Below are 15,033 nucleotides of genomic sequence, written 5' to 3'. Positions count from 1 at the left end.
GGGCTTTACAAATTAATTTAATAAATATACATGTCCGCCATTTTTCCCCTTTAGGGGGCAGGGGGTTAAAAAGCTACTGCCTTTAGTTTTAATCCCGCTTTTTCATCCAGCCCGCACATCAAATTCATATTCTGAACCGCCTGACCTGACGCCCCTTTAAGCAAATTGTCTAAAACACTTATAATCAACAGCTTATTACCATATTTCTTCACCTGCAAAAAGCACTTGTTGGTATTTACTATTTGCTTTAAATCGATATTATGACTGGTTACATGCGTAAATGTGTGCTTGTCATAAAACTCATGATAAAGCTTTAAAGCCTGTGCTTCGGGTAAATCGGTATCGATATAAATAGACGCAATAATACCACGAGTAAAATCACCGCGATAAGGGATAAAACTTATCGGCTGGTTAAAGTCCGGCTGCAGTTGTTTTAGCGACTGACCAATTTCATTCAAATGCTGGTGCTCGAACGCCTTATAAACCGACAGGTTATCATTCCTCCACGTAAAATGCGAAGTTGGCGAAAGGCTTTGTCCTGCACCCGTCGAACCGGTGGTAGCGGTAACATGTACTTCGCTGTTCAGTAAGCCTTTCGATGCTAATGGCAGTAAGCCGAGTTGCAGGCATGTAGCAAAACAGCCCGGATTGGCAACATTGTGCGCTTCTTTAATGGCATCCCGGTTTAACTCGGGCAAACCATAAGTAAACAGCTTTGTGCGCGTTTTATGCCCTTCGGGGCTGTTGCTTAAACGAAAATCCTGGCTAAGGTCGATAACTTTGATATCAGCCGGTATCGGATTAGCCTCCAAAAACTTTCTTGCATCACCATGGCCCACACACAAAAACAACACGTCAATATTGTAAGCGAGTTCAGCGGCGAACTTCAGATCCGTTTCGCCGAACAGGTCAGTATGCACGTCGTAAACATGATTACCGGCGTTGCTGGTGCTGTGCACGAACGAAATATCAACATCCGGATGGTTCAATAACAGGCGCAGCATCTCGCCACCAGTATAACCTGCGCCGCCTACTATGCCCGCCCTTACCTTAGTTCTTGAAATGTTCCCGGCATCCATCCTTATGAATTTACTTTATGATATATCATTACCTGGTTACCGAAAATCTTCGAGAAACCTTTTACGTCGTCCCCTGTCCAGGCGTTGTTCATTTCGCCATAGCTGCCAAATTTATTTGACATCAGATCATGCGCCGATTCGATACCAACCACCTGGAAACGATAAGGGTGCAGCTGAACAAATACTTTGCCGGTTACATTTTGCTGTGTATCGGAAAGGAAAGCTTCGATATTGCGCATAACCGGATCATGGAACTGGCCTTCATGCAACCAGTTGCCGTAGAACGATGACAACTGATCTTTCCATGACAGCTGCCATTTGGTCAACACGTGTTTTTCCAGCGTGTGGTGTGCTTTGATGATAATGATTGGCGCAGCAGCCTCAAAGCCTACCCTGCCTTTAATACCGATAATAGTATCGCCTACATGGATATCTCGGCCAATGCCATAAGGCTGTGCGATTGCCTGTAACGCCTGTATCGCCTTGGTCGGATGGTCAAATTTTTCGCCATTAAGACCGATAAGCTCTCCTTTTTTAAATTCAAGCTCGATGTCTTTTACCCCGGCCGAGGTTACTTGAGTTGGCCACGCTTCTTCCGGCAGACCCAGGTTTGAAGTAAGCGTTTCCTTACCGCCAACCGATGTTCCCCAAATGCCTTTATTGATAGAATATTTAGCCTTCTCGAAGTTCATATCCACGCCATGGTCTTTCAGGTATTGGATCTCTTCTTCGCGGCTTAATTTTAAATCTCGTATAGGGGTGATGATCTTTACATCAGGCACCAGGATATTGAAGATCATATCAAAGCGTACCTGGTCGTTACCTGCGCCGGTGCTGCCGTGGGCAACAAACTCCGCACCTATTTCTTTTGCGTAATTAGCAATAGCGGTAGCCTGGCTAACACGCTCGGCGCTCACCGACAATGGATAGGTATTATTCTTTAATACATTACCATAAATCAGGAAGCGAACGCAGGTGTTGTAGAAATTCTCGGTTTCATCAACCACGCGATGTGAGGTAACCCCCATTTTGTAAGCGCGTTCTTCTACGTTTTTAAGTTCTTCTTCGCTGAAGCCGCCAGTGTTAACGATCACAGAATGAACTTCATAACCGAGATCCTGTGTCAGATAGATGCAGCAGAAGGAAGTATCCAGTCCGCCGCTGTATGCAAGTACTACTTTTTGTTTCATTGATGTATGGTTGGTTAGCGGCGCAATGTATTGCGTCGCTATGTTTTTCAATTAATTTGCCGGTGTAAATGAAAACTTCTCAATCCTGCGTTTTATCGCGTTCTCGATACGTTCCAGCAGCGTTGCCTTGTGCGTGATCTTTTTCATCTTTTCTTCGTATTCTTTCTGCTTTTCCGCGGGGTCGAACAGCATGGCCGTGCACATGCAATTCTTACGGTTCTTACTGGTGAGGATATCGTAATTCACACAACTTTTACAGCCCTTCCAGAAGTCCTCATCCTGGGTTAGCTCAGAATAAGTTACCGGCTCATAGCCCAGCTCAGAGTTGATTTTCATTACCGCCAAACCAGTGGTAAGGCCGAATATCTTTGCATTGGGGTATTTGCTGCGCGATAAGTTAAATATACACTCCTTAATAGCCTTGGCCAGTCCTTCTTTTCTGAATTGCGGACTCACAATCAAGCCCGAATTGGCAACAAAATCGCCATGGCTCCATGTTTCTATATAGCAAAAACCAGCCCAGGTACCGTCTTTATGAATAGCAATTACAGCCTTGCCTTCCAGCATTTTATTTGCCACATACTCGGGCGAACGCTGAGCTATACCGGTGCCGCGCGCTTTAGCCGACTCTGCCATTTCATCGCATATCTGCTGGGCAAAATCTACATGTTGTGCGGTCGCAACCTGTATATCAAAATCTTTAATCATCGAAATAGAAAAATTACCGTTAAATTATTTGCCTCTGCGGCGTTAATAATCAAATGATTTTTTGTGGGGAAAGACGACACTACGCCTTTACAGCGGGGTTCAGGGAGAGACTGAAACTAAATCAAGCCCGAGCCATAAAAGGCCTTCGTCGGGATGGAGAAAATAAAAACACGTTTGAAAGCAAAGCAACGCCAACCGGGGCGAAAGTCGCTCTGGCTATTGGCTGATTTAAGCTTTGAAATTTCATCTTTTATTTGCTTTTATAGTGTTTTCTAAAATTTGTGCAAAGTATTGCATAAATTTTTGTTTATGCAAGAAAAAACTGCATTAATAGCACTTTTAACGTAAAAATTACTTAGTCTTCATAATAAGGACGCCGTCCGCATCCTGAATCTCAAAAAATCTGTCTCTTTACGATGGCTAATTATAAGAAAGTTTTATTCAACGGCGTTCTTTGCCATAATATCGTTTAATATCATATCCGCATGAATCCTGGAATTTTCAATAAACCACAAATGCGTATCTAAACCACCACAAACAACACCGGCCAGGTATAGTCCTGCGATATTGGTTTCCATAGTTTCAGGGTTATATTGAGGAATAAATTTATCATTAGTTAATGTAATACCTAATTTCTTAAGAAACTCAAAGTTAGGCCGGTAGCCGGTCATCGCCATTACAAAATCATTTGGGATGGTTACCAGGCCCTCAGGCGTTTCAATATCTACCTCATGACTACGGATAGCTTTCAGGTTGGAATTGAAATAAGCTTTGATACTGCCCTCTTTGATTCGGTTGATGATATCGGGCCTTACCCAATACTTCACCCTGTGGCTAACCTCTTCTCCGCGGATCACCAGCGTTACCTCCGCTCCTTTCCGGTAAGTTTCTAAGGCCACATCTATTGCCGAGTTGCTTGAGCCCACCACAACTACTTTTTGCATGGCATAATAATGCGGATCTTTATAGTAATGCTTTACTTTTGGCAAATCCTCACCCGGGATATCAAGGTGCACAGCAATATCATAAAATCCAGTTGATAGAATCACGTTTTTTGCAAGGTAAACGGATTTGCTGGTGGTAACTCTAAAAGTGTCATCAATTTTTTCAAGTCCGGTAACTTCTTCGAACAAATTGACCGGCAAGTTGTTAGAGGTGGCCACCCTGCGATAATATTCCAAAGCCTCGTTTCGGTTAGGTTTATTGCTGGTGGTCACAAACGGGATACCGCCAATCTCAAGTTTTTCCGAGGTGGAGAAAAAAGTCATGGTTGACGGGTAATTGAACAAAGAATTGACCAGGCAGCCTTTTTCTACAATCAAAAAATTCAAGCCGGACTTCTGTGCCGCTAATCCGCAGGCCAAACCGATTGGGCCGCCGCCTATGATAAGTATATCGAGCATGTTGCGAAGATAGGCAGATTTGGCCTATAGTTGAATGAATGATAATTCATAGCAGCGTCAGGAAAACGCAGCGATGTAATACTCCTCTGCCGGATTGATTTACCTATTCCTCATGCATTATCATAAGCAGCCTGTAAGTCCTTAATGATGATTTTTTTCATTTTCATCATGGCCACCATCACTGCTGAGGATTTTTTTGGATCTGGATCGCTCATCAGCCGGGGTAAAATTTCGGGGGCTACCTGCCACGATAGGCCGTATTTGTCCTTCAGCCAGCCACAGGGGCCTTCCTCGCCGCCATCGGCTGACAAAGCATTCCAATAGTGATCTACTTCCTCTTGTGTATCAGGCTCAATAGCGAATGAAATGGTTTCGGAATATTTTGCTTCCTGGCCCCAGTTAAGGGCGGTCATCGTCATGCCGAATATTTCAAAAGTGGCTGTCAGTACTGTATCGGGTGGCATTGGCGTACCTTCAGGATAATGGTCGACCTTCAATAGTTTGCCGTTAAATACCGACACATAAAATTTTGCCGCTTCTTCGGCCTCGTGATTAAACAGCAGAAAAGGAGTGATTTTTATACGCATAATGTGGTCATTGGTGATAAAAAATTGTAAAAAGCGCCCATATTCCAGTTTGAAATATGGCCGCTTTATAAGCATTAACTTCTGATCGCTAACTGCAATCACTCGCTTTTCAAACTCTTCACCGGGTTAGTAAGTGCTGCTTTTATCGATTGAAAACTAATGGTTGCAAATGCAATGATAATTGCACCACCGCCTGCTAACGCCAATATCCACCACTGTACGCTTTGCCGGTAGGCAAAACCCTGTAACCAGTTATGCATGGCCCACCAGGCCAGCGGTGTCGCAACCAAAATAGATACCAGTACCAGCTTAATAAAGTCTTTGGATAACATACCTACTATGGCCGATACGTTTGCGCCCAGTACCTTTCTTATTCCTATTTCCTTTATGCGCTGTTCTGCGGCATAAGCTGCCAATCCGAACAGTCCAAGGCAAGCTATTATGATAGCCAGAGAGGTAAACGCTACTGATATAGTTCCAATACGTTGTTCTGCCCTATATATGGCGTCAAAATCCTCGTCCATAAACGAATAGGCAAAAGCCTGCGTAGGCGAGAAAGAATCATATTTATTTTTTATCTGTTGTATGATGGCCGGAATATTTGCCGACCTGATGCGGGCAGTCACTGCGCCACGGTCCTCGTCCATTCTCAGCATTAACGGTGATATATTTTCCTTAAGCGACCTGAAATTAAAGTCGCGCATAACACCTACTACGTGATACTTTTTAATGGTTTTAGCCATGTTGTCATTCGGCGTATATATAAATTGACCTATAGGATCGGTAAAACCCAACTGTTTAGCTGCAGCTTCGTTAATAATCAGTGCCGCAGTATCTGTGCCTATTTCCTTTGAAAAATTCCGTCCTGCAATAATCTTGATGCCCAGCGTTGGCAGATAATTTTCATCGGCCGGCCATATCTGGCTCAGTATCGATTGTTTCTGGTCCAGGTTAGGCGTTTTAAAGAAAGCGCTGCTGTTGCCATAATCGTCGGTGGGCAGCGCGCCGGTCAATGAGGCATCCTGTACACCCGCAAGGGTCTTTACTTCGTCGCGAAACGATTTGGCGCCGTTTCCCAGCGACCATACATTTTTTATAACCAAAACATGGTCGCGCGTATACCCAAGATCTTTACTTTGAATATATTTCAACTGGTTATAAATTACCAGGGTGCTGATAATCAAAAATATCGATATGCAAAACTGCCCAACTACTAATACGTTGCGGAACATGCTGCCTTTAAACCCTGCGGCTATCTTTCCTTTTAATACCTGAATGGGCTGGAATGCCGACATATACAGGGCTGGATATGAGCCCGCCAGGCATCCTATAACTAATATGATCACCAATAAAGTTGGCAATAACCACGAGATAATCTGGCCGGTAACAACCAGATCTTTACCCGACATTTTATTGAACTGCGGCAGGAACAGCCACGCGATTACCAGCGCAATTAGCGTTGCAAACAATGTAACCAAAATGGATTCTGTTAAAAACTGGGCTATTAAATGCTTACGGGGAGAACCCAAAACTTTACGCACGCCAACTTCGCGGGCCCGGTTAGATGACCGGGCGGTAGACAAATTCATGAAGTTAACACAGGCTATTAATAAAATCAGTATGGCAACGCCCGAGAAAATGTATACATATTTGATATCGCCGTTCACGTCCAGTTCGGCAACTGAATTTGAGTGAAGGTGTATGCTGCGCAGCGGAACTAAGTCAAACTTGTAGTAATTGCCTGCCTTTTCAAAATCATCGTAGCTCAAATGTATTAAGCTCTGCATTTGCGGCCCGGCATGCTTCACCATAAATTCCCGCATTTTCCCTTTCAGCCTGTTAATATCAGCACCGGGTTTTAACAATACGTAGGTATTGAAGTTATTACTTAGCCAGGCGTCTTCCTTGCTTTCGTCAAGTCCCGGCATGGCAATAAAGAAGTCGAAATTAAAATGGGATTGCTTCGGAATATCTTTTATAACTGCAGTTACTTTATAAAGAGAAGGATCATTAAAAGTGAGTGTTTGCCCCACCACATTTGTACGGTCAAAGTACTTCTTGGCCATTTTTTCCGTAATAACAACCGTGTGAGGCGCTGTCAAGGCATTATCAGCGCTGCCGCTTACTATTGGTAAGGTAAATATTTTAAATATAGAGTTATCGGCATATACCATCCTATCCTCAACAATATTTTGCTTGCCTTTTTTCACCTGGTTACCTCCCCTGTTCCGGAAGCGCACAGCTTCTTCAACTTCAGGAAAATCAGCTTTAAGTGCGGCGGCGGCAGGCGCAGGCGAAACGGCATAAGAGTTTTCGTTGCCGCCAAATTTGATGTTGTTATTTACCCGGTAAATTCTTTCGGCTTTTTCGTTGTAGCTATCGAAGTTCAGCTCATCAAATACATAAAATACAATAAGCAGGCAGGTAGCCAGGCCCAGGGCCAGGCCGAACACGTTGATAAAGGTGAACCCTTTATTTTTCATCAATCCGCGAAAGGCGGTCTTAATGTAGTTCTTAATCATAGTGTGTTGTATTAGGGGTTAGTTGTTTAAGTTAGACGTTGCGTCAAAAAAATAGGTTGCAGCCATTTTTCATAATTAATACAACCCGATCACCTATTACCCCTATCGTAATTTTATTTTTTTTTGATTGTTATAATTGTCGCTGTCTAATCGTCACGCAGCAAATGGCATTGATTACTCGCTTCTTAAACTTTTCACCGGGTTAGCGGTAGCAGCGCTTAACGTGTTTGCACTTACCACTATCATTGTTAACAATAATATCAGCCCTCCTACTATTCCAAACATCCAGATGCCAATATCAATGCGGTAATCATATTTCTGCAGCCAGTTGTGCATCATCCACCAGGTCAGTGGTACGGCTATTACGAAGGCAATGGCAACCAACCTTAAAAACTCGGTAGCTATCAGCATCAGTAATTGCTGAACGGTTGCGCCTAACACCTTGCGGATACCTATTTCACGGAAACGTTTTTCGATGGTGAACGATGCCAGGCCAGCAAGACCAATGCAGCAAATGAAGATGGCCAGGCCGGCGAAGACGTTGGTTAGATGGCTGATTAACTCCTCGCTTGCGAATTTTTTGCCAAACTCCTGATCTACAAACTGGTATTCGAAAACATCTGCCGGACTGTACTCCGTATATATCTTTTTAAACAGTTCGATAGCCTTTTGCGGCGACACGCCTTCTTTAAGCCTGGTAGTGATGTATGATGAACCCCTGCCACTATAGTAAACCATTAAAGGTTCAACCGGAGCGTAGGGAGAGGTCATCACCACGTTATCGATCACACCTATGACTGTGTATTTTTTAGAACCATAGCGCATTTCCATTCCTACGGGGTTTTTAACACGCATGGCGTCTACCGCCGCCTTATTTAACATCATCGAGGCAGAATCGGCAGGCGTGCCCTGAAAATCGTTGCCCTTTAACACCTTAATGCCCATTGTTTTTGTAAAATCCACATCTGTTTGTATGCCGGAGAAAATGATTTTCGAATCAGTGGCCATTCCCTCGTAACTTGGCGAAGGCGACCGCCACCAGATGTCGGTTATAGGTGAAGACGTGCGGGTGACCTCCTTTACAATACCAGACTTCAGCATATCGTCTTTTATCGAGCGGAAACTTTTGTCAGTGTTCGGCGTTGATGGCATCATGATCAGGTTGTTTACGTTGTAACCCAGGTTTCTGTCTTTAACGTGCTGGATCTGTTTATAGATTATAAGTGTCGCCGCAATCAAAAATATTGAGATTACAAATTGGCCAACAACTAATATCCGCCTTGGCAATACTGCGCTTTTGCCCGCGGCGAAAGTACCTTTTAATACCTTAACCGGGTTGAATGACGACAGGTACAATGCCGGGTAGCTTCCTGCCATGATCCCTGTAAATAAGATAATAACCACTGCCCCCATCCAGAACAATGGGTCTGCCATATTAAGCGACAGATGCTTTTGCACCATGGAATTAAATGCTGGCATTAACAGGTACACCGCTAAAACGGCCAATGTAAAGGCAGCCAATGATAGCATCATCGATTCAGCGAAGAATTGCGTAACCAACTGCTTTTTATCAGAGCCTAATGTCTTGCGGATACCCACCTCCTTTGCGCGCTTTTCAGAACGCGCTGTGGATAGGTTCATAAAGTTTACGCAAGCTATCAGGAGGATAATAATCGCTATAATGGTAAAGAGCCGTACGTATTCGATCGGGCCGCCAACGTTTTTTCCATCTTTATAATCGCTGTACAAATGCCACCGGCTCATTGGCACGATAAAATAGGTACTTATCTTGTCATGGTTGTGGTCAAACATCACCTTGTTGATGGCTTTCTCGATCGTTGCAACGTTGGGATTTGGCACAGTTTCGATATAAACGGAATAGGACGAATTTTGCCATTCCTTCATCGCTCCCTGAACCTGCGGATCTGCAGGGTTAAATGCCGATAAAGCTTCAAACTGCCGGCTTGAATTGCCGGGCATGTCTGCAATTACAGCAGTTACTTTCAGCAGTTGATCGTTTATTTTAATTGCTTTATTAATTGGATCCGAGGTACCGAAAAATGATTTGGCAGTTGATTCGGTAAGCACCAGGCTATTGGGTTCGGCAAGCGCTGTTTCAGGACTACCTTTGATGAACCTACAGGTAAACATATCAAAATAACGTCCGCCTACAACTGCAAGGTCCTTTTTTAGCTTGGTTTGTCCATATACAAACAATTGCGGAGACGTATAGCTGGACATCACCGCATTTTTTATTTGCGGATACCCCGTTTCAAGCGACTTTGCCAGCGGGAACACCATATTCTGGTCGGTGAAAATGTTGTTCTTAAAATCGCGGTTGGCAATTACCTGGTAAATATTTTTGTATTTAATGTTGAACTTATCAAAAGTAAGCTCATCCTTCACCCACAAAAAGATAAAGATGGTACAGGTAATCCCTATGGTTAAGCCCAACAGGTTAGTGATGGTGAAACCCTTATTCCTGGTAAGGTTCCTCCAGGCTATTTTGATATAATTCTTTATCATGATGGTTGGTTTATTAGCTCATTTGTTTAATGATATAATGACTATTAAACATCTGAAGACGTGACACTTTATTTTCAAAATCTGCAATTTATCGCTACTCCATGTTAGCCTATTCTGCCCGCAAACTATCAACAGGGTTTGCTACCGCTGCCTTTATCGCATGGTAGCTTACGGTTATAATTGCAGTAGCTACCGCTACTATGCCTGCTGCAGCAAACATCCACCACGAAATAGTTATCCTGTAGGCAAATCCTTCCAGCCATTTATGCATGGCCCACCAGGCTACCGGCGACGCAATTAAAATCGATAATAGCACCAATGCCAAAAAATCGCGGGATAATAGGGTATTGATTGATGCCAGGCTTGCACCTAACACCTTACGGATACCAATTTCCTTGGTGCGCTGCTCAATGGTGAATGCAGCCAGTCCGAATAAACCAAGCGTAGCCAACATGATGGTGATGTAAGTAAACACGCTGAATATCGAAGCCAGCCTGTCTTCTGCTTTGTACTGCTGGTTAAAGGCATCGTCTGCAAACGTATAATCAAACGGAGTGTCTTTATCGTATTTTTTGTAGATAGCCTCCATCTTGCTGAGCAAGGTTGGTATATTGGTATGGGGTTTTATACGGGCAAGCAGCGTACAGCCGTCACGCGGGGAAAACAGCATGTTATCAGGCACAACATTTAACACCAATGGAGCTATCTCCGACTGTAATGAGCTGTAGTTAAAGTTCTTCAACACGCCGGTTACTTTATATTGTTGAGGTCCCGATTTCACATAGGAGCCTATAGGGTTTGCAGGCAGGTGAAGCTTTTCTATAGCAGCTTCATTAATTACGATCCTGTCCATGCCAGCCAGCTTTTCACCGGCAACAGGAGCGTATCTCCACTTCAAACCCAGTGTTTTAATGTACTGATCGTCACCTAACAGAGAAACCAGCATAATATTTTCCTCTTTGGTTTTGCCGTTGAACGAATTCATATCGAAGCCTTTAAACATTTCGTAATGTGTGGTGGCAGCGCTTTCGATACCACTTAAAGATTTGATGTCTTGTTTAAAAGCCAGGTAATTGCTGCCGAACGTATTGTGTACAGGAATCATCACAACATTATCGCGGTTAATTCCTGTGTCAACATGGCGAAAATAATAAAGCTGCCGATCTATCACTATACCACACACTATAAGGCCCACTGATATGCTGAACTGTAAAGTGGTAAAAACTTTACGTACGGCAACGCCGCCGGAGCTCTTGCTCATTTTTCCTTTCAGCGTAGTTACCGGTTTAAAGGCTGATAGTACCAATGAAGGATAACTACCTGCAATCAAAATAGTTAACAGCAACAGCGCGAACAATAAAATTAACACCGTTGGGCTGTATAAAAAAGTATCATCAATCTTTAGCTGCAAAATATTCAGGAACCACGATTTAAAGCCGTAGCATAAAACGTACCCTAACACGAAAGAAATTATTGCAAACATCGCCGACTCCACATAAAACTGTGTAGCTATGGTCTTTCTGCTTGCTCCGGCCACCTTTCTTACGCCCACTTCCTTAGCCCGTAAAGTTGCCCTCGCGGTTGAAAGGCTCATGTAATTCACCAAAGCCAGAATCAGCACCAATATTGCAACCAACGGAAATATTTTTAAATATTTTGTGTTCGATGAATCTCCGAAGTTACTCTTAAGGTGCATATCCGGCATCGAAACAAAAGTGTAGTGCACACCGTCGAATGTCTTATCTTTTTTTGCCATCAAGTCAAGGCTTCGGCTGAGTGATGTGGTGTCTGAAGCTTTGTTTAACAAAATATAGTTGTCAAAATTTCCGAAGCTGATCTGGCCTTTGGCGCCTGTATATAGCGCAGCCTCTTTCATTTGCAGAAGGCTCTGGTTTGACGTAACAAAGCTGAATTCGATTGAAGAATTTGATGGAGTATTTTCAGCCACGCCGGTGATCTGGTAAGTAAAGGCGCTGTCTGTTTTTAGGGTAATGGTTTTACCTACCGGGTTTTCGTTGCCAAAATACTTTCTAGCCATCTCCTGCGATAGGACAACGTTGAACGGATGCGCCAGCACGTTCGAGGCATTTCCTGATACTAGCTTAAATGAAAAGAAATTGAAGAAGTTATTGTCGGCAAATAGCAGCTTGCTTTCTGAATATTTTGTTTCAGGCCGCTCCGGATTACTGACTATTACAGGTTTAAAGTACGCCATGGTACGCACAAAATCTTTAACAACAGGCTGCCGTTCTTTAATAATTGCAGCCGCATCAAAACTGGTATGAGCAAGATTCATGGTACTGGCGCCGATTTTGAAAGCGGCCCGCGGACTAAAAATCCTATCGGCATTCGTATGAAAACGGTCGTAGCTGTTCTCATGGGCTACGTACATCATTATCATCATACAAACGGCTAATCCAATGGCAAGCCCTGTGATGTTGATAAGGCTAAACAGACGCTGTTTAACCAGGTTACGCCAGGCGATTTTAATGTAGTTAAATATCATAATCAATTCATAATTAATAGTTTATGGTTTATAGCCGGACGAAATCAGCAGCACTGTTAAGTAGCAGTCACCGGGGACATATTTATGACTGTCATTGCCAACAGATGCTATTCACTTCTTAAACTTTTTACAGGGTTTACCAATGCTGCCCTAAGGGCCTGGTGTATTATAGTAACAGCTGCTATAACACCCGATGCCAGCACCGCCAGCACAAAAATGAGTGGACCGATACTGATATGGTATGCATAGTTCTGTAACCAACTGTTCATAGCATAGTAGGCTACCGGAGCGGCAATAAAAAATGCCACGCCGATAAGCGCAATAAATTCCTTCGAAAATAAACCTACGGCGCTCCATACCGATGCGCCAAGCACCTTGCGAATACCAACCTCTTTTGTACGCTGTGCTGCTGCAAATGCAATCAGGCCATATAGCCCCAGGCAGCCGATAAGTATGGCTATGCCGGAAAACAACTGGAAGGCTGTATAAACTTTTTGCTCCTGTTCATAAAAGGAAGCTATATGCTCATCAAGGAATTCATATTGGTACAGGTTGTCGGGAAATAAAGCCGACCATGATTTTCCGATACTTTCAATTGCACGGTTCATGTTAGTTGGTTGCAGCTTAATGCTGGCCCTGAAAAAATACTCCGCATGATACATCAGTATCACCGGCCGGCGAAGCTTATGCTTCGATTCTTCCTGGAAATCCTGCACGACGCCTATAATGTTTGCGTTCCGGCCACCCAGTATAAAATGGGCGCCGACAGCTTTGTGCGGATCAGTTATTCCCATTTTATGAATGAGCGTTTCATTCACCACGAAATTCTGGCTGGTATCTGTTGCAGGTATTTTTCTCAATTTTTCACCTGCCAGCATTTTGAGGCCGAACATATCGATGTAATTTTCGTCAGCGAAAATTAGGTTGGTCACATCGTCTTTGGTTACCCCGTATGCCGGCGCGGAAAAACCTGCTGCATTATTAGCGTATGATGGTGCCCCTGTTGAAAAACTCACCTGCTTTACGCCGGGGTTGCTCAGCAACTGTTCCCTTAATACTTCGGTCTTCGCCTGGTTAGGCACATAGATAGATATTACTGCATCTTTGTTGAACCCTAAATCCTGGTTTTCAAAATAATCCATTTGGCTGGCTACTACCAGCGTGCCAACTATCAAAATTTGGGATATAGCAAACTGCGACACCACCAAACCTTTGCGCAATGAAAATCTGCGCGGGGCTTGCGCATTGCCGCCTTTTAGCGATGCCACCGGCTGAAATGCTGACAAAACAAAGGATGGATAAAGCCCGGCCAGTAAAATAACGGCAACGGTAAGCCCTGTTATCCAGAATATCACTACCGGTTGCTGTAACTGGCTTGCATCGACCGTTAAATTCATCCAACTGTGCGCTTTGGTAAGAAATAACGCAGCAAGGGCAACGCCAAGCACTAATGCCAGCAATACCATTACAGTGGTTTCGCCCATAAATTGCTTTACCAATTGCGAGCGTAGTGCACCAAGCACCTTACGCACGCCAACCTCTTTTGAGCGTTTGATGGCCTGGGCCGTAGCAAGATTAATAAAGTTGATGCAGGCTGTGATAATAATTAGCAGCGCAACTCCAAACAAAGCATAGTAGGTATTTTTAGAAACCGGAGTAACAACGTTGTTGATGTATTTTTGGTCGAAATGGATATCCCTGATTGGCTGCAGGGGTAGCCTTACGTCCTTTTCTATCGACCAGTTTTTTTTGAGAAAAACTGGTATTCTAGCCTGTATATTTTTGATGGCGGAATTAGCAGGCAGTTCGAAGAAAGTAAAGAAGCCGCCGCCAATGTTCCAAAAGTTAGTGTAATTATCTTTTATCTGGTCCTTAATGGTCTCAAGTGAGGCCAGCATCTGGATCGGAACGCTGCGATTGCCGGGCTGATCTTTTATGATACCGGTAACCTTTGCATTTATCTGGTTCTCTACATTAATAAATTGGCCCATAGGATTTTTATCGCCAAAATATTTATGAGCCAGTGTTTGGTTCAGCACAATAGAATTTGGCTCGCTCAGCGCTGTTTTAGGATCGCCCGCTATCCAGCCAAGGTCAAATATCTCTGGAAAATGTTCGTCTACGAACGAGAAGTCTTTGTCACGAAAACGGTTATTGTTAACCTTTACCATTACCTCGGCGTTGTACATTACCTGCGTAACATTCAATTCAGGGAAATCGTTCCGTAATTTAGGCGCAATAGCCATCGAAACATTCGAGTTAAAATCGATAGCATTCAGCGTAACGCGGTAAATACGACCGGCTTTGGCATAGTTATCGTAATTCAGCTCATTACGCACTACCAGGAAAATAACCAGGCATGCCGCTATCCCAAGCGTAAGCCCGAAGATATTCAGAAAGGCATAGCTCAGGTTACGCCTTAAGCTTCTGAATGCGATGGTAATGTAGCTTTTTAACATTTTTTTGGTTTATGGTTAATTATTCATAGCTTATAACCGAAGAAAAAAAGTGG

Annotated in this window: 9 protein-coding genes; all 9 read right to left on the bottom strand. The window is 43.6% G+C overall.

Annotated features, from left to right (window positions below; translation table 11 throughout):
* Nucleotides 1-65: 65 nt before the first annotated feature.
* The 9 genes from argC to Q3W13_RS18325 all read right to left on the bottom strand — a co-directional run bounded on the left by argC (nt 66) and on the right by Q3W13_RS18325 (nt 14,980).
* The gene (gene argC, locus Q3W13_RS18365) at nt 66-1,079 is read right to left on the bottom strand and encodes an N-acetyl-gamma-glutamyl-phosphate reductase (RefSeq protein ID WP_302866262.1); all 1,014 of its coding nucleotides are present in this window, start codon (nt 1,077-1,079) and stop codon (nt 66-68) included.
* A 2-nt stretch (nt 1,080-1,081) separates the two neighbouring features.
* The gene (gene argG, locus Q3W13_RS18360; protein ID WP_302866260.1) at nt 1,082-2,269 is read right to left on the bottom strand and encodes an argininosuccinate synthase; all 1,188 of its coding nucleotides are present in this window, start codon (nt 2,267-2,269) and stop codon (nt 1,082-1,084) included.
* Nucleotides 2,270-2,320: 51 nt separating this feature from the next.
* The gene (locus Q3W13_RS18355; RefSeq protein WP_302866255.1) at nt 2,321-2,977 is read right to left on the bottom strand and encodes a GNAT family N-acetyltransferase; all 657 of its coding nucleotides are present in this window, start codon (nt 2,975-2,977) and stop codon (nt 2,321-2,323) included.
* Between the two features lie 437 nt (nt 2,978-3,414).
* Nucleotides 3,415-4,380, bottom strand: a complete 966-nt coding sequence (locus tag Q3W13_RS18350) for a YpdA family putative bacillithiol disulfide reductase (protein WP_302866254.1) — start codon at nt 4,378-4,380, stop codon at nt 3,415-3,417.
* A gap of 110 nt (nt 4,381-4,490) precedes the next feature.
* Nucleotides 4,491-5,042, bottom strand: a complete 552-nt coding sequence (locus Q3W13_RS18345; RefSeq protein ID WP_302866251.1) for a VOC family protein — start codon at nt 5,040-5,042, stop codon at nt 4,491-4,493.
* Between the two features lie 23 nt (nt 5,043-5,065).
* Nucleotides 5,066-7,489 (bottom strand): ABC transporter permease, encoded by a 2,424-nt coding sequence (locus tag Q3W13_RS18340; protein ID WP_302866248.1) that lies wholly within the window; start codon nt 7,487-7,489, stop codon nt 5,066-5,068.
* A 174-nt stretch (nt 7,490-7,663) separates the two neighbouring features.
* Nucleotides 7,664-10,015, bottom strand: a complete 2,352-nt coding sequence (locus Q3W13_RS18335; protein ID WP_302866246.1) for an ABC transporter permease — start codon at nt 10,013-10,015, stop codon at nt 7,664-7,666.
* A gap of 109 nt (nt 10,016-10,124) precedes the next feature.
* Nucleotides 10,125-12,521 (bottom strand): ABC transporter permease, encoded by a 2,397-nt coding sequence (locus Q3W13_RS18330; RefSeq protein WP_302866245.1) that lies wholly within the window; start codon nt 12,519-12,521, stop codon nt 10,125-10,127.
* 107 nt (nt 12,522-12,628) lie between these two features.
* A complete protein-coding gene (locus Q3W13_RS18325) occupies nt 12,629-14,980 on the bottom strand; it encodes an ABC transporter permease (protein ID WP_302866244.1) in 2,352 nt (783 codons plus the stop codon).
* Between the last annotated feature and the right edge of the window lie 53 nt (nt 14,981-15,033).

The sequence above is a fragment of the Mucilaginibacter sp. L3T2-6 genome, assembly GCF_030519355.1.
Classification (GTDB): Bacteria; Bacteroidota; Bacteroidia; order Sphingobacteriales; family Sphingobacteriaceae; genus Mucilaginibacter.
Note: the sequence above shows the minus strand (reverse complement) of the source record. Positions and strands in the feature narration are given on the sequence as shown.